Annotated in this window: 19 protein-coding genes; 17 read left to right on the top strand and 2 right to left on the bottom strand. The window is 39.1% G+C overall.

Annotated elements, in window-relative coordinates:
• Position 1: 1 nt before the first annotated feature.
• A complete protein-coding gene (locus tag I580_RS10845; protein ID WP_010770592.1) occupies positions 2-1,036 on the bottom strand; it encodes a GntR family transcriptional regulator in 1,035 nt (344 codons plus the stop codon).
• Between the two features lie 161 nt (positions 1,037-1,197).
• Here I580_RS10845 and I580_RS10840 point away from each other — a divergent pair, with 161 nt between their 5' ends.
• The 5 genes from I580_RS10840 to I580_RS10820 all read left to right on the top strand — a co-directional run bounded on the left by I580_RS10840 (position 1,198) and on the right by I580_RS10820 (position 10,318).
• Positions 1,198-2,487, top strand: a complete 1,290-nt coding sequence (locus I580_RS10840; RefSeq protein WP_010770593.1) for a glycoside hydrolase family 125 protein — start codon at positions 1,198-1,200, stop codon at positions 2,485-2,487.
• A 23-nt stretch (positions 2,488-2,510) separates the two neighbouring features.
• Positions 2,511-5,201 carry an alpha-mannosidase gene (locus tag I580_RS10835; protein ID WP_010770594.1) on the top strand — a complete coding sequence of 897 codons (2,691 nt, stop codon included), beginning with the start codon at positions 2,511-2,513 and terminating at the stop codon, positions 5,199-5,201.
• Between the two features lie 18 nt (positions 5,202-5,219).
• Positions 5,220-6,083, top strand: a complete 864-nt coding sequence (locus tag I580_RS10830) for an ROK family protein (RefSeq protein WP_010770595.1) — start codon at positions 5,220-5,222, stop codon at positions 6,081-6,083.
• Positions 6,076-7,383: a family 20 glycosylhydrolase gene (locus I580_RS10825; RefSeq protein ID WP_010770596.1), complete on the top strand. Its 1,308-nt coding sequence runs from the start codon at positions 6,076-6,078 to the stop codon at positions 7,381-7,383. The genes I580_RS10830 and I580_RS10825 overlap by 8 nt, the downstream gene beginning before the upstream one ends.
• A 184-nt stretch (positions 7,384-7,567) precedes the next feature.
• A complete protein-coding gene (locus I580_RS10820; protein ID WP_010770597.1) occupies positions 7,568-10,318 on the top strand; it encodes an endo-beta-N-acetylglucosaminidase in 2,751 nt (916 codons plus the stop codon).
• Between the two features lie 67 nt (positions 10,319-10,385).
• On the opposite strand, the gene add is transcribed toward I580_RS10820, so the two are convergent.
• Positions 10,386-11,393 (bottom strand): adenosine deaminase, encoded by a 1,008-nt coding sequence (add, locus tag I580_RS10815; RefSeq protein WP_010770598.1) that lies wholly within the window; start codon positions 11,391-11,393, stop codon positions 10,386-10,388.
• A gap of 179 nt (positions 11,394-11,572) precedes the next feature.
• Here add and I580_RS10810 point away from each other — a divergent pair, with 179 nt between their 5' ends.
• The 12 genes from I580_RS10810 to deoD all read left to right on the top strand — a co-directional run bounded on the left by I580_RS10810 (position 11,573) and on the right by deoD (position 23,956).
• Positions 11,573-12,058: an AmiS/UreI family transporter gene (locus tag I580_RS10810; protein ID WP_010770599.1), complete on the top strand. Its 486-nt coding sequence runs from the start codon at positions 11,573-11,575 to the stop codon at positions 12,056-12,058.
• A gap of 204 nt (positions 12,059-12,262) precedes the next feature.
• A complete protein-coding gene (locus I580_RS10805) occupies positions 12,263-13,291 on the top strand; it encodes a LacI family DNA-binding transcriptional regulator (protein WP_010770600.1) in 1,029 nt (342 codons plus the stop codon).
• Between the two features lie 123 nt (positions 13,292-13,414).
• Positions 13,415-14,716, top strand: coding sequence for a pyrimidine-nucleoside phosphorylase (locus I580_RS10800; RefSeq protein ID WP_010770601.1), 1,302 nt, complete (start codon positions 13,415-13,417; stop codon positions 14,714-14,716).
• Between the two features lie 17 nt (positions 14,717-14,733).
• Positions 14,734-15,396, top strand: a complete 663-nt coding sequence (gene deoC / locus I580_RS10795) for a deoxyribose-phosphate aldolase (protein WP_034859988.1) — start codon at positions 14,734-14,736, stop codon at positions 15,394-15,396.
• A gap of 24 nt (positions 15,397-15,420) precedes the next feature.
• The gene (locus I580_RS10790) at positions 15,421-15,816 is read left to right on the top strand and encodes a cytidine deaminase (protein ID WP_010770603.1); all 396 of its coding nucleotides are present in this window, start codon (positions 15,421-15,423) and stop codon (positions 15,814-15,816) included.
• A gap of 344 nt (positions 15,817-16,160) precedes the next feature.
• Entirely contained in the window at positions 16,161-17,258 is a 1,098-nt protein-coding gene (locus tag I580_RS10785) for a BMP family lipoprotein (RefSeq protein WP_010770604.1), read from the top strand.
• A gap of 188 nt (positions 17,259-17,446) precedes the next feature.
• Positions 17,447-19,012, top strand: a complete 1,566-nt coding sequence (locus I580_RS10780; RefSeq protein ID WP_010770605.1) for an ABC transporter ATP-binding protein — start codon at positions 17,447-17,449, stop codon at positions 19,010-19,012.
• Positions 19,005-20,138, top strand: coding sequence for an ABC transporter permease (locus tag I580_RS10775; RefSeq protein WP_010770606.1), 1,134 nt, complete (start codon positions 19,005-19,007; stop codon positions 20,136-20,138). Before I580_RS10780 ends, I580_RS10775 begins: the two co-directional genes overlap by 8 nt.
• The gene (locus tag I580_RS10770; RefSeq protein ID WP_010770607.1) at positions 20,138-21,100 is read left to right on the top strand and encodes an ABC transporter permease; all 963 of its coding nucleotides are present in this window, start codon (positions 20,138-20,140) and stop codon (positions 21,098-21,100) included. The genes I580_RS10775 and I580_RS10770 overlap by 1 nt, the downstream gene beginning before the upstream one ends.
• A gap of 126 nt (positions 21,101-21,226) precedes the next feature.
• Entirely contained in the window at positions 21,227-22,393 is a 1,167-nt protein-coding gene (gene deoB, locus I580_RS10765; RefSeq protein WP_010770608.1) for a phosphopentomutase, read from the top strand.
• A 10-nt stretch (positions 22,394-22,403) separates the two neighbouring features.
• Positions 22,404-23,222: a purine-nucleoside phosphorylase gene (locus tag I580_RS10760; protein WP_010770609.1), complete on the top strand. Its 819-nt coding sequence runs from the start codon at positions 22,404-22,406 to the stop codon at positions 23,220-23,222.
• Between the two features lie 26 nt (positions 23,223-23,248).
• Complete coding sequence (gene deoD, locus I580_RS10755) at positions 23,249-23,956, top strand: purine-nucleoside phosphorylase (RefSeq protein ID WP_010770610.1); 708 nt, start codon at positions 23,249-23,251, stop codon at positions 23,954-23,956.
• The last annotated feature ends 4 nt before the right edge of the window (positions 23,957-23,960 follow it).

The raw sequence follows: 23,960 nt of genomic DNA, 5'->3' as shown, positions 1-23,960 counted from the left end.
ATTAATTCTCCTTTGTTGAGTGTCGAATAATTTGTTTGACTGGTATTTGTTGGTCTGTTGGAATCACTTGCTTTTCAATCCATTCAATTAGCATTGTACCGGCAAGTTTTCCCATCCCTTTAAAATCTTGAGCAATCGTCGTTAGTGCTGGGTCGATCAAGGATGCAGCTTGGATGTTATCAAAGCCGATAACGGAAAGTTGAGTTGGTATATCAATGTTTGCTCGTTTGGCCTGATTCATTAGGGAAATAGCAACGAGGTCATTTTCACAGACAACACCTGTAATATCATTTTCTTTGAGATAAGTCATGACATCGGCATTTAAAAAAGCATTCCTGTCTGTTAATGCTGTATGAAAAGATAAGTGCTGCTCTTTTGTTGCATGGATATAGCCTAAATAACGTTGACGTACTGATTGGGGTAAGGTTGATTCACCAAAAATATAAGCGATTCGCTGGTGACCTTGGGCAGCTAAATAATTAGTTGCCATGGCGCCACCTGAAAAGTTATCGGATTGAACCGTTGGATAAGGTAGATCATGGATTTTTTTATCTAAAATAATTACTGGAAATTGCTGAATAGACAGCTCAAATAGAGTATCTAAAAAGTCTTCGGTATTATGCGCATAGTAAATCATACCGTCGAAATCTTCAATGATATCGGTGGCCTGTTTGTTGATCAAAAATTCTGCCGAGGACATAATAACTTCATAATGACGTTGACTTGTTACTGGGGCTAGGCCCTCGTTAAAATTTCCAAGTGAAAGATCGTTTGCAAATGGAATCAAGAACAAAATACGGGAAACTTTTTTATTTTTGGCCGTCTGTTTTTGGACATAACTTCCTTTTCCTTGGATACGGTAAATCAACCCTTGACTCTCTAACTCTGTTAAGGCTCGTTTAGAGGTGATGCGGCTAACATTGTATGTTTGAGAGAGTTCTTTTTCAGTAGGAAGTTGAGCATTTATTGGTAACTGACCAGATTCGATTGCGTCTAATAAGTCCTCAATGATTTTTTTATATAGTGGTTTGGACATTGTCATTCTCCTAATCATAAAATGATATATCATTATTAGTAGTTTACCATAGAAAGAAAAAGAGTTCAATTTAAAAAAAATAATAAAAACAGTAGACAAAACGCTTTCATTAGCATATACTTTCGTTGTGAAATGATATATCAACTATTTAGGAGGAAATCATGACTTATACTAAAATACCGAATTCTGTACAGCAGTTTATGGATAAAATCACACACTTATGCGGAGAAGATCACGCTGGATGGGCTGAAAATTTCAATGCTGCCTTTGCGAATACATTGACTACGACTGTAAAAAAACAAGAGGATGGTACGACGTTTTTACTAACAGGTGATATTCCTGCTATGTGGTTGAGAGATTCGACTGCACAAGTTCGACCTTACTTAGTGATTGCAAAAGAAGATGAAGAACTTAGAGAGATGATCTGCGGCTTAGTGCAACGGCAATTTTTCTATATCACGATCGATCCTTACGCAAATGCGTTTAATGAAACACCAAATAGTGCGGGACATCAAACAGATCATACGAAAATGGACCCGTGGATCTGGGAGCGGAAATATGAAATCGATTCACTTTGCTATCCTGTTCAACTCGCGTATTTATTATATAAAAATACAGGGTACACGAAACAATTCGATACCAATTTTATTGAAGGGGTTAAAAAGATCTTGACAGTTTTTACCACGGAGCAAGAACATCAGTCTTCGCTGTATACGTTTGAACGCGATACCACTCGATTAGAAGATACTCTTCCAAATGAAGGGAGAGGGAGTGTGGTTGGTAAAACTGGGATGACTTGGTCTGGTTTCCGTCCTAGTGATGATGCTTGTTGTTACGGTTATTTAGTGCCGTCGAATATGTTTGCAGTGGTTATTTTAGGGTATATTGAAGAACTATTTACAGAAATTTTGTCTGATCCAGAAGTGGTTAAACAAGCGGTTTCCCTGAAAAATCAAATCAATGATGGCATCCAAAAGTATGGAAAAACGGATAATCAACAAGGCGTAACGGTTTATGCCTATGAAGTAGATGGGTTAGGGAACAGTAGTATCATGGACGACAGCAATATTCCTAATTTACTTTCTGCACCTTATTTAGGATATACGACGATCGATGACGCCGTATATCAGGCGACACGCAAAACGGTTTTAAGTAAAGAGAATCCTTATTTTTACGAAGGTAAATATGCGAAAGGAATTGGTAGCTCCCACACCCCTGAAAATTATATTTGGCCGATTGCACTTGCAATGGAAGGGATGACGACACAAGACAAGGCGGAGAAAGCCCGCATTTTGGATTCCTTAGTGGCAAATGATGGTGGGACACACTTAATGCACGAAGGCTTTGATGTAGACGATCCTTCAAACTATACACGTGAGTGGTTTTCTTGGGCAAACATGATGTTCTGTGAGCTAGTAATGGATTACTTTGATATTCGAGTAGCACGATAAAAAATGAAATGGAGTATAAAATCATGAAGAAAAAAGTTTATATCATTTCCCATTCTCACTGGGATCGTGAATGGTACATGCCTTATGAACAACACCATATGCGTTTAGTTGAACTGATGGATGATGTACTGGAATTAGCTGAAAATGATCCAGATTTTGATAGCTTTCATTTGGATGGACAAACGATTATTTTAGATGATTATCTACAAGTTAGACCGGAGCAAAAATCGGCCGTTCAAAAAGCAATCACGGCTGGAAAGTTGAGAATCGGTCCATTTTATATCCTTCAAGATGATTTTTTGATTAGTTCCGAATCCAATGTTCGCAACATGCTGATTGGAAAAAAAGAGACGGATAAGTGGGGATCAGCAGTTCAATTGGGGTATTTTCCTGATACATTTGGCAACATGGGACAAACACCGCAAATGATGCAACAAGCTGGTTTGGATGCAGCGGCATTTGGTCGTGGCGTAAAACCAGTCGGCTTTAATAATGAAGTGTTGGATGATGAAAATTATACATCTCAATACTCTGAAATGTGGTGGCAAGGTCCAGACGGAAGTACCGTTTTAGGCTTATTATTTGCTAATTGGTATAGTAATGGTAATGAAATACCAGCTGAAAAAGAAGCGGCTATAGCTTTTTGGACACAAAAATTAGCAGAAGCTGAAAAATTTGCTTCTACAAATCATTTGCTGATGATGAACGGCGTAGATCACCAACCTGTTCAAAAAAACATTACAAAAGCAATCGCGCTAGCGAATGAGTTGTTTCCTGAGTATGAATTTATCCACTCAAATTTTGATGAGTATTTGAAACAAATGCAACAGGACTTGCCAGAAAAAGTTGGCATGGTTCATGGAGAGCTGACAAGTCAAGAAACTGATGGCTGGTTTACTTTAGCGAATACAGCGTCAGCAAGAGTTTATTTAAAACAATGGAATACTAAAGTGGAACGGCAATTAGAAAATATAACGGAACCACTAGTTGCGATGGCGTATGATTTAACGCAAAAGTATCCACATGATCAACTAGATTATGCTTGGAAACTATTACTACAAAATCATCCTCATGATAGCATTTGTGGTTGTTCCGTGGATGAAGTTCATCGAGAAATGATGCCGAGATTTGAAAAAGCAAATGAAGTCGGGAAGTTTTTAGCAGAAGAAGCCTTGACGCATTTAGTTGAAGCAATCGATACAGAAATATTTCCTGAAACAAGTCATCCATTTGTCGTGTTTAATACATCTGGCTATGAAAAGTCAGAAATTGTAAAAGTCAAAGTAGAAATCGAGCGGAAACCATTTAAAGAAGGAACCCCTCACGAACTGTGGGAAGCGCTGGCTGAAAGTGAGACACCAATATTTGAAGTGATCGATACACATGGGCAGGTCATTCCCGCGAGTATATCAACACCAGAAGTTCATTTCGGTTATGATTTACCAAAAGACCGTTTTAGAATTCCTTATATGGCTAAATATATTGATATTGAAATGCGGATCGCAAATATGCCAGCCTTTTCATGGAATACTTTTGCATTACAAGAAACGCGATCCAAAGCGAAAGAGAACGTATCAATGATCAAGGATTTGAAGAAATATCGATTAGAAAATAGTTGTTTGAATGTAACGATCAATGAAGATGGAACTTTAGCCGTGTTAGACAAAGCAACAGGTAGAATCTATAACAAGCTGCTAACGATTGAAAATACAGGTGATATTGGCAATGAATATATTTTTAAACAACCAGAAGGAGCACGCCCTATTCTATCTAGCGGATGCCCAGCGGAAATATCCGTTATAAAAGATGAAGCGTTCATGGCACAAATCAAAATCATTCAACGCATGATGATTCCAAAATCAGCAGATGATTTATTAGAAAAAGAGCAAAAAGCAGTAGTGGATTTCCGTTATCGTAACGCTGGACGTTCAGAAAAATTACAAGAACTAACAATTGAAACCATAGTGACAATGGAAAAAGATTCTACTCATTTACGTTTTGAAACAACGCTAGACAATCAAATGAAGGATCACCGGTTGCGTATGCTATTTCCAACTGGAATTCAAGCTGAAACGCACGAAGCTGATAGTATTTATGAAGTAGTTACAAGGCCGAATCAAGTTAGTAAAAGCTGGGAGAATCCAACAAACCCTCAACATCAACATGCCTTTGTCAATATACATGATGATGCGTCAGGAATCACTGTTTCCAATTTTGGATTGAATGAATACGAAATTCTACCTGAAACAAATACAATTGCGTTAACGCTCTTACGAGCTGTAGGAGAAATGGGGGATTGGGGCTATTTCCCAACACCAGAAGCACAATGTTTAGGGACACATACGTTCAACTATGGTGTTGATTTCCATGGTGAAAAAGCGCAACGCTATGTTACGTATCAACGAGCATATGCAGCACAAATCCCGTTTAGCGTGAAAGCAACAAGTAGACATTCAGGATCGTTGAAAGCCAAAGATGCATACCTAATGATTGCAGGAGAAACATTTGCTGTAACGGCGTTAAAAAACAGTGAAGACAATCGAACTCTGGTTGTTAGAGGGTTTAACATGAGCGGAAAATCAGCTGAAGTGAAAATTGAGAAACTGGATAGTAATGAACCTGACTTATTGAATTTGCTGGAAGAAAAACAGAAAGAGCAGATACCGAAAAAAATGAAGGCTTATGAAATTCACACGATAGGATTTGAACGATAAGAAGGAGATGTGATTGAAATGGCTTATTATGGATCGATCGAAGCGGGTGGCACAAAATTCGTTTGTGCTGTTGCAGATGAAGAACTGAAAATCATTGAACGAATCAGTTTGCCGACGACATTACCAGAAGCGACATTAGCACAAGTTTTTACTTTTTTTGATGCGTATGAATTAAAGGCTTTGGGTGTAGGATCATTTGGACCAATCGATGTGAATCGCAAATCAAGTACGTATGGTTATATTACGTCCACACCAAAACCAGGTTGGAAAAACGTAAACCTTCTGGGCGCATTAAAAGAACGTTATGATATCCCGATTGCTTGGACCACGGATGTCAATGCGGCAGCATATGGTGAGATGCATCTAGGTGCTGGGAAAGATACGCAAAGTTGTATCTATTTAACTGTTGGTACGGGTGTAGGTGGTGGTGCCGTGGTAAATGGGACTGTTCTACAAGGGTTTAGTCATCCTGAAATGGGGCATATTTCTGTTCAACGTCACCCAGAAGATACTTTGGAAAGCACTTGCCCGTATCATGATCATTGTTTAGAAGGGCTTGCGGCAGGCCCCGCTTTAGAAAAAAGAACGGGTCTTAAGGGGCAGTTGCTGGAGCCGGATCACGATGTTTGGGCGGTGGAAGCTTTTTATTTAGCACAAGCCTTGATGAACTATACGTTAGTTCTTTCTCCTGGAAAAATTATTTTAGGCGGAGGCGTAATGAAACAGACCCACCTTTTACCGAAAATTCGCGAATCTTTAGAACAGCAATTAGGCAACTACGTGGCATTGCCTGCGTTGGAGGAGTACATTGTCGGTTGTGATTTAGGCGATAATAGCGGAACGTTTGGGTGTCTGTTATTGGCACAGGAACAATATGCGTGATTGGGCAGCACGTAACACTGTGTCTTTAACGGACATAAACGATCTCTACATTTTTCTAGATGAAGCTTTTCTTGGTGAAAAAAAAAGAATAGCGCATATTTACATGAAGTTGTTCGGTAAACAGATTTGTTTTGTTGAGAAAACTGAGTTCGCAGATATTCGTTTGAAATTTTTATCAGAGCTAGATGATACATTTGTGATTGAATCCGCTGAAAAAATTGTGATTTCAGCGGATAATCCATTGATTGCTTTTCGTGGGATGATGTATGTTGTGCAGCAAGTAAAAATAGGAAGGAAAATCCAATCCGGTAAATTCTGTGAGCGTTTGACCGATCGGATCATCATGTTGGATATCGGCAGGAAATACTTTTCCCTTCCAACGCTATGCCAGATTTTGGAGCAAATGGCTTTATATGGTTTTAACTTTTTACAGTTACATTTTTCGGAAAATGAAGGATTTCGGATTGAATCAGAAAAATATCCTCAACTTGTTTCGGAAAATTTTCTGACAAAAAATGAAATAAAAGAGTTGATTGCCTATGCTACATTTTTATCGATTGAGATTATTCCAGATATTGATACACCTGGACATATGGATCAGCTATTAAAAGAGTATCCAGAGTGGCAGTTGACAATAGAAAAGTCTCAGATGGAAATAGCCAAAGTTCCTTCTGCATTAGATATCACAAATGAAGAAGCTGTAGCATTTGTGCTTTCATTATACGACGAATATTTGACACTTTTTGAGGATAGTCGTTACTTTCATATCGGTGCAGATGAATTTATTGATTTCAATCAAATTAAACAGTACCCAAGCTTAGCGGATGAAGGAATTAAAAAAGTTGAATCTTATGTCAACACAATTGCCAATTTTGTTAAAGCACGTGGTTTTACACCCAGAGTTTGGAATGACGCTTTTTTCAGAAAGGGTAAAACCTCCACTTTAACGAAGGAAGTCGAGATTACGTATTGGACGAAGTGGCAAAAAGAAATGGCACCGCTGCAAATATTTTTGGATGAAGGTTATTCAGTAATTAATTTCAACGATAATTATCTATATTATGTGTTGGGGGAAAATGCTGGCTATACGTATCCAACTGCAGCAAAAATAAAGCAACAATGGCACCCAAACCTTTTTTCTTCAGGTCAGCAAGTTCCACTAGAAAACCAAACACAAATGAAAGGTGCCGCTTTAGCGGTCTGGTGTGATAAGCCTGCGGCGAAAACTGAAAAAGACATTGTAGTAGAGCTTACCAAATTAATGGAAGGATTTTCTTCTCATTTTCATGAAATTAAATAAATAGAGTGAGGCTGAATAGCTACTTGTACTTCAACTGTTGTTGGTAATGTGCAAAGAAAATCTATACTTTTTGATATAAATGCTATAGTTTGTCTATTTATAAAACAGAAAGAAAGCGTTAACATTTTGTAGGAGAATAAAAAATGCTGAAATTTTTGAGCAAATGACTAAGGAGGTTCATTCATTGAAAAGAAAAACGTGGAAAAGTGTGATTGGCTTATCGAGTACTGTGCTTGCTCTTACGTTTGGAGCAAATGTGCTTTTTATGCCAAAGGGGTATGCAGAGTCAGTCGAGCTGAAGACGAGCCGGGAAGCGAACATACCGTTGTTTGATCAGGTACCAGAATCTACAGCTTTATTCCCAGAAACATTGTTAAAATGGAGTCCCAAAAGCGATCCGGATGCGCCATTCAATGTATCTACTGTTCCTTTAGCTGCTCGGGTGCAAGGGAAAAAAATGAATGCTAATCAAAGTACGGAGGCCAAAGTACTATCGATTGCAATTGTGAACCGACATACGAAAGGAACGCCGTCTCAAGGAGGAACAGACAAAGCTGTTTATAATTTTACTAATTGGCAATATGTAGACACATTGGTGGCTTGGGCAGGGTCTTCTGGGGAAGGAATTATTGTTCCGCCGAGTGGTGATGTTACCGATTCAGCCCATCGTAATGGTGTGCCAGTAGTTGGGACGGTTTTCTTTCCGCCTGAAGCTTATGGTGGTAAAGCGGAATGGGTAACGCAATTTGTACAAAAGGATCAAAAGGGTGCATTTCCAATGGCCGATAAATTGTTGGAAATGTCGGCGGCTTATGGTTTTGATGGCTGGTTTATTAATCAAGAAACCAATGTTGATTCGCAAACTGCTACTGCAATGAAAGAATTCATGAGCTACTTACAAACGCGTAAACCTAAAAATCAACAAATTATTTGGTATGATTCTATGCTTCCGAATGGACAGGTCAACTGGCAAGGTGCATTGAATGACAAAAATCAAGGATACTTCCAAGAAGGAAAAAAACGAGTTTCTGATAAGATGTTTATTGATTTTCGTTGGCAGGAACTCACTTCATCTAGAGAAAAAGCGGTTCAATTGAAGCGTGATCCTTATGATCTGTTTGCTGGAATTGATGTGCAAGCAAATGGTGTAAATAGTCGACGGAAACCAAGCAGTATTTTAGGGGAGAACGGACAGCCATTAGTTTCTTTAGGTCTTTATTGTCCAGATTGGACATTACGCGATGGTGGTCAATATGATATTGAACGATACTGGGAGAATGAAAAACTACTTTGGATAAATCCTCAAGGCGATCCTCGTGCTGTGGAAAGTCCTAAAAATGAGTGGCAAGGGGTTTCCCGCTATTACGTAGAAAAAACACCTGTAACAAGCCTACCCTTTGTAACGAATTTTAATGTGGGCAATGGGGATGCTGTTTATCAAAGCGGAGCTAAAGTGAAAGAAGGAACTTTTAATAATCGTAGTATTCAAGATGTTTTGCCGACATACCGTTGGGTCATCGATAATGAAGAGGGCAACAAACTTGAAGCCGCAATTAGTCATGAGGATGCTTTTAACGGCGGTTCATCAATCAAGTTATCTGGAGAAATGACAGCGGAACAACAAACCTTTGTTAAATTATATGCGTCCCAATTGAAAGCTAGCGCATCCGATACAGCAACAGTGGTGACCAAAGGCGCCGATGAAGCTTCGTTGGTCTTAGAATTAAAAGGGAAAGAACAACCTCTAATCATTCAAGGTCAGCAACAAGCTTTAGTGAACGGTTGGGTACAAACAACTTACTCGCTAAAACCTGCAGCCTGTCAAACCGTGACATCCGTAGGGCTGAATGTGAAAAAAAATGAAAGTGGGTCTGCTACGATCTATTTAGGACAATTAAAGCTTGGCAAGGAAAAGGCAACACCAGTAAGTGCTATTAATAATCTTGTTTTTTCTGGAAAAACAGTGGTAGATGATTTAACTGAAAGCATTCGAATGACTTGGGATACGAAAGGGAAAAATACAGCTTCTTATCGTATTTATCGGGAAATCAACGGTCAATTACAGTTTGAAGGAGAAACAGCCAACCATTCTTATACTGTATTAAATCAAGAGAGAATGGGAGGGGATGCCATCTATCGGGTAATTCCAGTCGATTATTATGGTCGAGAAGAGCAACATAAAGGAGTTTCAGCAGTCTATACATTTGAAGCATTGAAAAGACCAGAAATAGCAGTTAATGCCAGCAGTACGTTGATTCCAGTAGGGGAAACAATCAACTTGTCAGCGACTGTTTCTAAATCAACAGAAACCGTCAATTGGGAAGTGATTGGAGCAACGCCGCAAACGGCATCAGGTAAAGAAGTCACATTTTCTTTTAGTGAACCAGGTGTTTATACCGTAAAAGCAACTGCTGCAAATGCTTCTGGGGAAACTGTGGTGATCAAGGAAAACTATCTCCATGTCTATGAACCAAATGTTGGCATCAAAATAGAAAATCTCTCTACATTACCAACAACAACTGCTACTCAAGGTTCTGGTTATACAAATGATCAAGAAAGTTATCGCTTTGCTTTAGATGGAGACATCAAAACGAAGTGGTGTGATAATGCCAACGATAAACCATGGATGATCGCTGATTTAGGTGCAGTAAAAACCATCTCTGGTTTTGAGCTATTTCATGCAGGAGCAGGCGGTGAAAGTCCAGAATGGAATACCAGAGATTATGATATTTCTGTGAGTAGTGACGGAAAAAATTGGCTAACAGTTGTTCAACATCGAGGGAATACATCCAATAGTAGTAAAGATGCAATCGGTTTGGTTGAAGCTAGATATGCCAAACTATCGCTAGAAAAAGCAGAACAAAATGGAAAAACAGCTAGAATATACGATTGGCAAATTATTGGAGTGAATCAAACGGGAATTGTCAAACCTTAGTAGATTTAAGGTTTAACAAAAAGGTAGAATGATCGAGTTACGCGTCATTCTACCTTTTTTAGTTGACTCAATAGCTATTCGTCAATTGATCATGAAGTATCTGTTTTTCACTATCAGAGATAAAAGCACCATTGATTGCATTGTGATTCAATTGTTCCATATCGGCATAGGTAATACCGTACCATTCGTGGAGTTTCATAAATTCATCCGTTAAGGTTGTATCAGACACTGTTCGGTTATCTGTGTTGATGCAAATGTTAATACCGTTATCTAGAAATGTTTGAAAAGGGTAATCCTCTAAATGAGTAACAGTTTTTGTTTGGAAATTGCTCGTAGGGCACATTTCGATCAAAGTCCCTTTTTCATGCAACAGCGAAAAATATTCGGGTGTGTCTTTTAAAGCGATCCCGTGCCCAATCCGTTTAGCGCCTAAATGGATTGCATCGGCAACATTTTTGCCGCAACCACATTCCCCAGCGTGAAGCGTTAACGGGATATTTAAGTGATCCACTAAAGTTAACGTCTCTTCAAAAGTGTAAGGAGGGAAATCAATTTCATTGCCAGCCAAATCGAATCCGACTATCCCGTTTGTTTTGAATTCTTCAGCCAAGTGAACGATCTTTTCGATATCTTTTAATTCTTCATGGCGCATACCGCACAATAAGGCGTTGCTTTTTACACCAAATGCTTGTTGGCCATATTCTAGCCCAGATAAAACAGCAGAAATGACTTGAGGCAAAGAGAGTCCTTTTTCGGTGTGAAGAGAAGGTGCGAATCGGACTTCGATATACTGGATATTTTCTTCTGCCGCTTGACTGATGATATCGATAGCAGCTGTTTTTAGTGCTTCTTCGGTTTGCAGACAAGTTAAAACTAAATCAAAGCGTTCTAAATAGTCATTTAAACTTTGGCAATCCTTGGGTGCGATTAATAACTCTTTTAACGCTGCATCATCTACAGGTAGTAAAATCTCTTGCTGTTCAGCTATCTTTCGTAACGTTTCAGGTCGGATAGAGCCATCTAAATGGCAGTGCAGTTCAATTTTAGGGAGAGTTTTAACAAGTTCCCGTTTCACATTATCATCCTTTCTAGTTTGACGAGGTTCAGTAAGTATTTTGAAGACTTTAACATGTGCGTTAGGCTCTGTCAATAAAAGAGTAACTATCTATCAAATAAGGTGGTTTTTTTCAATGTTTTAAAGTAAAATGATCCAGTAGTAAATTGTCTTTTTGATAAATTATTGGAGGGAATGCTGTGTTAGGAGTAGGGTTATTGTTCGTCGCAATCACGTTGATCAGTAATGGGTATTGCGGATTGGCTGGGGTAGACAAAAAATCGACAGGCTTGATCAATTTGATGACAGGGAGTTTATCATTTATCATTAATACGATTTATTTGTTCAGAGGTGCTTATTATGATGCTGGAACAGGCTATTTATTTGCCTTTACTTATTTGATGGTCGGTTTGATCTATGTCTTTGATTTGGATATGCGTATCTATGGAATATTTGCCTTGTTTGTTGCAGTAAATACAATTCCGGCAGCTTATATTTCCTATGCTGTAGATGGTGATTGGCGTTTTGCCTTGATTTGGTTATCCTGGGGGATTTTATGGCTGACAGGATTTATTGAGTATGTGTTGAAAAAGAAAATAGGCAAACCAGTGTTGTATTTTGCGATTTTTGAAGGAGTTGTCACTTGTTGGATTCCGGGGTTTTTAATGTTGACAAATAACTGGTAAAAATAGTTTAACTCGCTTGCTGACAAAGGTTGAGTGGATGTCGAGAATGGGTGGGTGATCAGGCTGTTTTGTCGCGAAGTAGTGGGGATTTTTTGGTTAAGCTATTCTATTCTATAAATTTCTGCTAAACTAGAGTCATTCAAAATCTATTTTGAAAACGTTGACATTTTTTGGTAGGTCTTGTCAATAAAGGGAGAATGAAGGATGAAATTGACGATTAAAGAAATTGCAGATATGGCAGGAGTTTCAGTAACAACAGTGTCGCAGATCATCAATGATAAAGGTAGTCGTTTTAGTGAGGAAACAAGAAATAAGGTTTTAGCCGTGGTAGAAGAATATGATTATAAACCGGATTATTTTGCATCCAACATTATCACTCGACACTCGAAAACAATTGGCATGGTCGTGCCTGATGTGACCGATTTTTTCTTTGCCAAAGTGATTGAAGGAGTGGAAACGTATTTGAATTCCTTGGGGTATATGATTTTGCTATGTAATTCTAAGCATGATGAAGACAAGGCGACGCAATACGTCACAGAGCTAGTTCATCGTTCCGTTGATGGGATTATATTTGCAACACCGAATATTTTACCCGAGGATCACATTCTGCGGAATAAGAAAAAACGTAAAGTTCCAGTGATTTTGGTCGATCGTGGGATCAACCCTCGGGAAAATGGTCGTTTGATTGTCAAAGAATATGAGGGCGCTTACCAAGCTGTTTGTTCGCTGATTGAACAAGGGCATAGGCACATTGCTATGCTGAAAGAAAATGATGGTTATTATCAGTTGACAGAGCGAGTGACTGCGTATCAGCATGCACTAAAGGATCATGGTATCCCAGTCAGAGAAGAATATATGAGTAATGGCGATCTGAATTTAGGCGGTGGGTATACAGCGGCTAAAAATGTGCTGAAAAATCCAGAACTTACTGCTATTTTTTGTGGAAATGATGAAATGGCAATGGGGGCTTATCAAGCAATAGAAGAGTGCGGTAAGAAAATCCCAGAAGATATTTCAGTTATCGGTTTTGATGGGTTAGAAATATCGGAATATTTAGTTCCAGGCTTAACGACCGTTTATCAACCAAGCTTTGATATTGGCTTTTATGCAGCACAATTTTTGGTAGAGTCAATCAACGATCCAGAGAAAAAAGTACCGAATAAAATTTTTGATACAACATTTATTTTAAGAAATAGTACGAAATCGATTGACAATCGGAGTAATTTGATTTAATGTTCGTGTTATAAGCGTTTTCAAAATATGAAAGCGTTAGTAAACTGTTTTACTAAAAGGTTTTAACCTGAATGATTTTAGTGTATAATACATCCTTGGGGATTGATTCGGAGGAAGAAAAGCATGAGAATGGTCGATTTGATTGAGAAAAAACGAGATGGACAGGTATTAACAGACGAAGAAATTCAATTTATTATTTCTGGTTACACGAAAGGCGATATTCCGGATTATCAAATGAGTGCGTTCTTGATGACTGTTTTTTACAAAGATATGACGGATGAAGAAATTACAACGTTGACGTTGGCGATGGCCAATTCTGGTGAGATGATCGATCTTTCGTCGATTCAAGGAATCAAAGTAGACAAGCATTCTACTGGCGGAGTTGGCGATACAACGACATTGATTTTAGCACCTCTTGTTGCAAGTGTTGGTGCTAGCGTGGCTAAGATGTCTGGTAGAGGGCTTGGCTATACAGGCGGTACACTTGATAAGTTAGAAGCGATACCAGGATTTCATGTTGAAATTCCAGATGAAGAGTTTATTCGTTTAGTAAATGAAAGTCATGTAGCAGTCATTGGTCAATCTGGTGATTTAGCTCCGGCCGATAAAAAACTATATGCATTGCGTGATGTTACGGCCACAGTCAATTCAATTCCGTTGATCGCAAGTTCGATTATGAGTAAGAAAATTGCAGCAGGCGCTGATGCAATCGTATTAGATGTAACAACAGGTGAAGGTGCTTTCATGAAAAATATTGATGAAGCACGTCGCTTAGCTGAAACGATGGTGCGGATCGGACGTTTAGCCAATCGTCAAACAATGGCAGTGATTTCAGATATGTCCCAACCATTAGGGGAAGCAATTGGAAACAGTTTAGAAGTTGTTGAAGCGATTGAAACTCTTCAAGGTAAAGGGCCGGAAGACTTAATGGAGATGTGCTATATCTTAGGGAGCCAGATGGTTGTTTTAGCTAAAAAAGCCGAGACATTAGATGAAGCTCGAGCAATGTTAAAAGAAGCGCTAGAATCCGGCAAAGCGTTGGAAAAATTCAGAGAAATGATTCGTAATCAAGGTGGTGACGACAGTATCATCGACACACCAGAGCGTTTACTGACTGCGAACTATCAGATAGAGCTACCTGCAAAAACATCTGGAGTTGTTCAAAAGCTTGTAGCAAATGAAATTGGAATTGCAGCGATGCTTTTAGGAGCAGGACGAGCAACGAAAGAAGATTCAATCGATCATGCAGTAGGCATTAAGTTGCATAAAAAGGTTGGTATGCCAGTAGAAGCGGGAGAATCATTGCTAACTATTTATGCCAATTCAGAATCAATTGAGAATGTAAAAGAACTTTTATATAAAAATATCGAAATCGGCAGTTCTGGGACTGAACCTGAGCTGATTCATGATATAATAACAGCATAAAGGACGTGTAAAAAATAATGGAATTAAATCAAATGATTGACCACACTATTTTAAAAGCAGACGCGAAAGAAGAGGATGTTTTACGGATTATTGAAGAAGCTAAAAAATATGAATTCTTTTCAGTTTGTATCAATCCTTGCTGGGTTGCTCTAGCAAAAGAACATTTGGCGGAAACATCAGTTGATGTTTGTACAGTAATTGGATTTCCTTTAGGAGCCAACACGTCGGAAGTAAAAGCATACGAAGCGACAGATGCAATCAATAATGGTGCAACAGAAGTTGACATGGTCATCAATGTAGGTGCGTTGAAATCTAAGCAATACAAAAAAGTATTGAAAGATATTCAAGCAGTTGTTGAAGCAGCTAAAGGGAAAGCTTTAGTCAAAGTGATTATTGAGACAGCGCTGTTAACAGACGATGAAAAAATCAAAGTGTGTGAACTAGCGAAAGAAGCAGGTGCAGATTTTGTGAAAACATCAACTGGCTTTTCAACTGGTGGAGCCACTGTTGCAGATGTTAAATTAATGCGTGAAACTGTGGGACCAGATATGGGCGTTAAAGCATCAGGTGGTATTCATAATGAGGCTGAAGCTAAAGCGATGATCGATGCAGGAGCAACACGTATCGGAACAAGTGCTGGGGTTGCGATCATGGAAGGATCGACAGGAGTAGGCTATTAATCTAAAGAAGAAAGTGGCGGACAAATGACAGCAAAACAAGAATGGTTAGCTATCGCAGATAATGCATTAACAAAAGCTTATGTGCCGTACTCTCACTTTCCAGTGGGAGCGTGTCTGGTTACCAAAGAAGGCAAAACCTATCAAGGCGTCAATATCGAAAATGCATCCTATGGATTGACAAATTGCGCAGAACGAACGGCCATATTCAAGGCTGTTTCAGAAGGTGAACGTGAATTCCATCATTTAGTAATTGCAGGAAATACACCTGATCCGATCTCTCCGTGCGGCGCATGCCGCCAAGTGATGGCTGAATTTTGCGCGCCTGAAATGCCAGTTACTTTAGTTGGCGAACATGGCGTAACGAAAGAGACGACTGTCGGTGAGTTATTGCCGTATGCATTTACGGAAAAAGATTTATAAGATCTAGCTACACTACTGTACATGTGGCATTGCAAGATCCAGCTACATGAACCAAACCTCTCAGCAAATAGACAAAATGCTAGAAAGATAAAAAACATCTTTCTATCATTTTCCTAATTGCCTTGATACACAACGAATGAAAAGAGTTGATGTAAAAAGGTACCTACTTTGGTTGTTCGAGGTCTGAGCGGTTCATTCCGCTTTGCTTAGAAACACAATGAACAAAGTGATTTGATGTTGAAAACTACAAGACGACCGAAGAGAGAGTTGTTTCACTATTATCTTGTTTCATTCAGTCATCCGGCTGTTGAAAATATAAAACTATTTTAGGGGGCTTTACAGAGATGAAAAAAGCAAAATTATTTGGTTTTGGCTTGACTGCACTAGCATTAACAGTTGCATTAGCGGCATGTGGTGGAGGTAAAAAAGATTCAACAGGTGGAAAATCAGCAGGTGGGGACGCTGATCATAGCGTTGTTATCGTTACTGATATTGGTGGGGTAGATGACCGTTCGTTCAACCAATCAGCTTGGGAAGGTTTACAAGCTTGGGGGAAAGAACATGATCTTAAAAAAGGAGCAGAAGGATTTGATTATATTCAATCAAACGATGCTTCAGAATATGTAACAAACATTGATACAGCAGTTTCTAACGGATTTAAAACAGTTTTTGGTATTGGCTATCTATTAGCTGATTCTATCAGTACAGCAGCAGATGCGAACCCAGATACACAATTCGGTATCATAGATAGTGTTATAGAAGGAAAAGACAACGTAGTATCTGCTACATTTAAAGACCAAGAAGCTTCTTACTTAGCTGGTGTAGCAGCAGCACATACAACAAAAACAAACACTGTAGGATTTATCGGTGGTGAAGAAGGCGCGGTTATTGACCGTTTTGAAGCTGGTTTCCACCAAGGTGTTGTCGATACTGCGAAAAAATTGAACAAAGAAATCAAAGTTGAAATCGAATATGCTGCTTCATTTGGTGATCCTGCTAAAGGGAAAGCATTAGCTGCTTCTATGTATCAAAAAGGTGCAGACATTATTTTCCACGCTTCAGGCGGTACAGGACAAGGTGTCTTCCAAGAAGCAAAAGACTTGAATGAAACTGGTTCGAAAGACAAAGTCTGGGTTATTGGTGTAGATAGTGACCAAGACAAAGAAGGTAAATACAAAACAAAAGACGGTAAAGAAGATAACTTCACTTTAACATCAACTCTTAAAGGTGTAGGAGCTGCGGTACAAGATATCTCTAATCGTGCATTAGAAGATAAATTCCCTGGTGGCGAACACTTAGTATACGGTTTGAAAGACGGCGGTGTTGATTTGACAAAAGGATATTTGTCAGAAGAAGCACAAAAAGCTGTTGATGCAGCGAAAGAAGAAATCATCGCTGAAAAAATCACTGTTCCAGAAGTACCAAAAGACGTAAAAGAATAGAACTTACTGCTTAGCGCTGCGTTTGTAGCAGCGCTAAGATTTTATTAAGCCTTTAAAGAAAGAAAACGAATGATCAAATCACTCATTTTCTTTCTTTAAGAGCCTAAAAGCTACTTTAATTTTTTTAGAAGTCCCGTATTAATAGATGATGTAAATGTAAGTGATTAAATTGTTAGGAAGTGAAAAATGTGGCTCAGGAAAACTATGTAATTGAGATGCGCAATATCACGAAGCAGTTCGGAACTTTTAAGGCCAATGATAATATTAATTTAACTGTCCGGCCAGGAGAAATCCACGCATTGCTTGGAGAAAATGGTGCAGGTAAATCAACCTTGATGAATATCTTATCAGGTTTACTGGAACCAACATCAGGTGAAATTTTTATGAATGGTTCAAAAGTATCGATCAATGGACCAACTGCAGCAAATCGTTTAGGAATCGGAATGGTCCATCAGCACTTTATGTTGGTAGATGCCTTTACGGTAACAGAAAACATTATTCTCGGTAGCGAACCGACGAATGCTGGTGTGTTAGATCGCAAAAAAGCAACAGCAGAGATCAAACGGGTTTCTGAGCAATATGGGTTGTCAGTAGATCCAAGTGCTTACATTCGTGATATCTCGGTTGGTGCACAGCAACGTGTGGAAATTTTGAAAACGTTGTATCGTGGGGCGGACGTATTGATTTTTGATGAACCGACTGCAGTTTTAACACCTCAGGAAATCGATGAATTGATTGACATTATGCGTGGGCTTGTTCAAGAGGGCAAATCGATCATCTTGATTACGCATAAATTAGATGAAATCAAAAAGGTAGCCGATCGTTGTACCGTGATTCGTCGAGGGCAAAGTATCGATACAGTGAATGTTAAAGACGTATCTTCGCAACAGTTAGCAGATATGATGGTAGGGCGTTCTGTCTCATTTAAAACAGAAAAGAAGGCGGCCGAACCTAAAGAAGTGGTTCTTTCAATTAAAGATCTAGTCGTTAAAGAAAGTCGTGGGTTAGAAGCGGTCAAAAGTTTAAGCTTAGATGTACGTGCAGGTGAAGTAGTTGGGATTGCCGGGATCGATGGTAATGGTCAAACCGAATTGATCCAAGCTTTGACAGGATTGCGGAAAGCAGAAAGCGGATCGGTTGAACTTAAAGGGGAAGCGATCACGAATAAAAATCCTCGTACAATCACAGAGGCAGGTGTTGGACATGTGCCAGAAGACCGTCACAAATACGGATTAGTTCTGGATATGACATTAGCTGAAAATATTGCATTACAAACATACTATAAAAAACCGTTAAGTAAAAATGGTGTATTGAATTATAATCAAATCAATTCATATGCACGTAGATTGATCGAAGAATACGATGTACGAACAGTAAATGAAGTGGTTCCTGCTAAAGCATTATCAGGAGGAAATCAGCAAAAAGCAATCATTGCTCGAGAAATCGATCGTAATCCAGATTTATTGATTGTTTCTCAACCAACCCGTGGATTGGATGTTGGAGCGATTGAATACATCCATAAACGTTTGATTGAACAACGAGATAAAGATAAAGCGGTATTAGTCGTTAGTTTTGAATTAGATGAAATTTTAAATGTTTCGGATCGTATTGCTGTTATTCATGCAGGAAAGATCGTCGGCATCGTTGATCCAAAAGAAACAAGTGAAAATGAGTTAGGATTATTGATGGCTGGTTATTCTTTAGAAGAAGCTAGAGCCGAATTGAATCAAAAGGCAGGTGAGGCAGTTGAATAATCAATCAGAAAAACTACGGAATATTTTAGTTCCTATATTATCAGTGTTGATGGGTTTTATTCTTGGTGCAATTATTATGTTAATTTCAGGGCAAGATCCGATTACGGGCTATCAAGCGATGCTTAAGACTGCTTTTCAAAGCCCCAAGAGTATTGGTGAAATTTTCGTAACAGCTGGACCACTGATTTTTACAGCTTTAGGATTTGCAGTAGCAAATTCAGCTGGATTCTTTAATATCGGACTTTCAGGTCAAGCGTTGTGTGGCTGGGTGACAAGTATTTGGGTGGCTTTATCTATGCCAGATGCTCCTCGGATGGTTGTTTTGCCGTTAGCTGTTCTCGCTGGTGCTTTAGCTGGTGCCTTGGCAGCTGCAATTCCGGGATTATTGCGCGCCTTCTTTGGGACAAGTGAAGTAATTGTTACGATCATGTTGAATTATGTTTTTCTTTATACAAGTACGCATATTGTGAATAATGTGATGTCAAAAGATTTGATGACTAATAAAGGGATAACAAAAGTAATTGGAGAAAATGCTAGTTTGCGGACAGGGTTTTTGAAAGAGTTGAGTAGTGGCTCTCGTTTGAATATCGGGATTTTTATGGCCCTTATTTTCTTAGTGTTGATTTGGTTCCTTATGAAGAAGACAACATTGGGCTACGAGATTCGTTCAGTTGGTTTGAATCCATTCGCTTCAGAATATGCTGGGATGAGTAGTAAACGGACAATCGTGATGTCAATGGTGATCTCTGGAACACTAGCTGGTCTTGGTGGCGTTGTTCTAGGTTTAGGAACATTCGGCAACTTCTTTGTTCAAGGATCTTCCTTGAGTATTGGATTTGATGGAATGGCGATTTCCTTGCTGGGGGCAGGAAGTTCGGTCGGAATATTCTTATCGGCGATCCTCTTCAGTGTACTGAAACTTGGTGGTCAAGGAATGCCGCTTCGTGCAGGTGTTCCAATCGAATTAGTGGATGTTGTCATTGCTGCGATTATTTTCTTTGTGGCAATCAGTTATCTTATCCGATTTGTGTTAGCGAAAGCTTCAGGCAATAAAAAAGAAGTGGCAATCGTTGAAGAATTAGATGGAAAATCAGACCAAACAAGTCAAGAAGGAGGAAAAATCTAATGAATATTGCATTAATCGCTGTATTAGCGCCGATTATTACACAAACGTTGGTTTATTCCACTCCTTTGGTCTTCACGGCTTTGGGCGGGACATTTTCTGAGCGTAGTGGTATTGTAAACGTAGGACTAGAAGGTATCATGGTTATGGGTGCTTTTAGTTCAGTCGTATTTAATTTGACGTTTGCTGAAACATTTGGTGCAGCAACGCCTTGGCTAGCTTGTTTAGTCGGTGGTGTAGTGGGCATGTTGTTTTCACTGCTTCATGCAGTAGCAACGATCAATTTAAGAGCGGATCATATTATCAGTGGAACGGTTGTCAATTTGATGGCACCAGCTTTAGGCATTTTCTTGATCAAAGTCATTTATGGAAAAGGTCAAACAGATACAATCACTGAATCGTTTGGTTATTTTTCATTTCCAATTTTGAAGGATATTCCAATTTTAGGAGATTTATTCTTCAAACAAACAACATTACCTGCATTTGTAGCAATATTAGTCGCGATTCTTTCATGGTTTGTGTTGTTTAAAACGCGCTTTGGGTTACGTCTTCGTTCAGTGGGGGAAAATCCTCAAGCAGCGGATACGTTAGGAATCAATGTGTATCTAATGCGCTACGCTGGCGTTTTGATTTCTGGATTTTTAGGCGGAATCGGAGGAGCGGTCTTTGCACAAACGATTGCTGGACGTTTTGCTGTTACAACAATTGCTGGACAAGGATTTATTTCGATGGCAGCGATGATTTTTGGTAAATGGAATCCACTAGGTGCGATGGGCGCAGCTTTATTCTTCGGTTTTGCTCAAAATATCAGTATTGCTGGATCAAACTTACCAGTGATTTCATCAATTCCGGCGGTTTATTTACAAGCAGCACCGTATGTGTTGACCATTATCGTTTTAGTCGTTTTCTTAGGAAAAGCTTCTGGACCAAAAGCGATTGGGAAAAATTATATCAAATCAAAATAAAGTTAGTATAAAAGGGCGGGCTATGGGAAGTTATCTTAAGTCGTGCCCTTTTTATAAATAATTAGCACTCTGGTTTTACAGAATGAACAGGTAAAGCTTTTAAAAGAATAGGAAAGAAGGATGGTTATGTTTAAACGTGTGCATTTAGTTGTAATGGATTCAGTCGGTATTGGTGAAGCGCCAGATGCTGAAAAATTTGGTGATGTAGGTAGTGATACACTAGGTCATATCGCAAAAGAAGCAGGTTTGACGATTCCTAATTTAGAAAACCTAGGCCTGGGAACAATTGCTCCTCTTCATAATGTTGAAGCTGTAGCCGACCATAAAGGGTATGCGACAAAATTAGAAGAAATTTCGGTAGGGAAAGATACGATGACAGGACACTGGGAAATTATGGGCTTGAATATTCAAAAACCTTTCCGAGTATTTCCAGATGGATTTCCAGAAGAATTATTAAAACAAATCGAAGAATTTTCTGGCCGTAAGATTGTTTGTAACAAACCATACAGTGGTACAGCAGTCATTGATGATTATGGACAACATCAAATGGAAACAGGGGACTTGATTGTTTACACATCCGCTGATCCAGTATTACAAATCGCAGCTCATGAAGAAATCATTCCTTTAGAAGAATTATACCGTATTTGTCAGTATGTCCGTGACATTACTAAAGATGAACCCTATATGATTGGTCGCATCATCGCTCGCCCGTATGTTGGGGAACCAGGTAATTTCACTAGAACAAGCAATCGTCACGACTATGCGCTAGATCCATTCGGTCATACTGTGCTGGATTCGTTGAAGGAAAATGGAAAAGAAGTCATTGCAGTTGGGAAAATCAATGATATTTTCAACGGTCAAGGCATTACTGATTCGGTTCGTACGAAGAGCAATATGGATGGAGTAGATCAATTACTTAACGTGATGAAACGCGATTTTGAAGGTTTGAGTTTCACTAACTTGGTTGATTTTGACGCATTATATGGTCACCGTCGTGACGTAGTCGGTTATGCACATGCAATCGAAGCTTTTGATTTAAGACTTCCAGAAATCATCGATGCAATGGAAGAAGATGATTTGTTGATGATCACAGCCGACCATGGAAATGATCCGACTTTCCCTGGAACTGACCACACAAGAGAATATGTTCCATTGTTAGTTTACAGCAAAAAAATGAATGGACAAGGCAGCTTGCCACAAGGTCATTATGCAGATATCTCAGCGACTGTGGCTGAAAACTTTGCAGTTCCAAAAACAGAAAATGGCGAAAGCTTTTTAAATAAACTGGTATAGGAGAGACATAATGACAAAATTAGGTGAAATGTTAAAAGAGACAACAGCGTTTTTAAAAGAAAAAGGCGTTGGAGAAGTTGATTTTGGTTTGATTCTGGGTTCTGGTTTAGGGGAGTTGGCAGATGAAGTAGAAGATGCGATTGCTATTCCGTTTTCAGAAGTTCCCCACTTTGCAGTTTCAACGGTTGTTGGACATGCTGGTAAATTAGTTTATGGTACACTTTCTGGAAAAAAGGTTTTGGCTATGCAAGGACGTTTCCACTATTATGAAGGTCATTCAATGCAAAAAGTGACGTATCCAGTTCGTGTGATGGCGGCAATGGGAGCACATTCGCTTGTCGTAACAAATGCTGCGGGCGGTGTGAACGAAAACTTCACTCCAGGTAATTTGATGTTGATCACAGATCATATCAACTTTACAGGCGATAACCCGCTAATTGGTGAGAATGACGAAGCGATGGGTCCTCGTTTCCCAGATATGAGTCATGCTTATACGCCTGCTTACTTTGAAATTGCTAAAAAAGTGGCAAAAGAACAAAATGTACCATTACAAGAAGGCGTTTATATGGGCTATTCAGGTCCAACCTATGAAACACCAGCTGAAATTCGTATGTCCCGTGTGATGGGAGCCGATGCAGTTGGCATGTCGACTGTCTCAGAAGTGATTGTTGCAGCACATAGTGGTTTGAAAGTTTTAGGGATTTCATGTATCACAAACTTAGCTGCTGGTATGCAAAGTAGCTTGAACCATGCGGAAGTTGTTGAAACAACAGAACGTGTTAAGGCTCAGTTTAAAGAATTGATCAAAGCAACATTAGCTGAACTATAAAAGAGTTATTATAAAGGAGAAAAAATATGAGCGTTCATATCGAAGCAAAACCAGGTGAAATCGCAGATAAAATTTTATTACCAGGAGATCCGTTACGTGCGAAATACATCGCGGAAACTTTTTTAGAAAATCCAGTCTGTTATAACCAAGTCAGAGGAATGTTAGGCTATACAGGTACGTATAAAGGAGAACGTGTCTCTGTTCAAGGAACAGGGATGGGGATGCCTTCTGCGACTATTTACGCCCATGAATTGACCAACTCTTATGACGTGAAAAAATTGATTCGTGTTGGTACTTGCGGATCGATCTCTGAAAAAGTACATGTAAGAGATTTAGTGATTGCACAAGCAGCTGCTACACCATCGTCAATGATCCGCAATGATTTTCCTAAGTACGACTTTCCGCAAATCGCTGATTTTGATTTGCTATTGAAATCCTATACAACAGCAAAAGAAAAAGGGTTCGTAACTCACGTAGGGAATGTCTTATCTGATGATGTCTTTTATAAAGATAGTATGGATGGCGTTTTTGAATTAGGGAAATTAGGCGTTTTAGCAATTGAGATGGAAGCTGCGGCGTTATATTATTTAGCAGCTAAATTTGATGTGCAAGCTTTGGCGATCATGACGGTTAGTGACAGCTTAGTAACAGGCGAAGAAACAACTGCCGAAGAACGTCAAACAACATTCAATGATATGATCGAAGTCGGTCTAGAAACAGCAATCAACAGTTAATAAA

This window comes from Enterococcus caccae ATCC BAA-1240 (assembly GCF_000407145.1).
Classification (GTDB): domain Bacteria; phylum Bacillota; class Bacilli; order Lactobacillales; family Enterococcaceae; genus Enterococcus_L; species Enterococcus_L caccae.
Note: the sequence above shows the minus strand (reverse complement) of the source record. Positions and strands in the feature narration are given on the sequence as shown.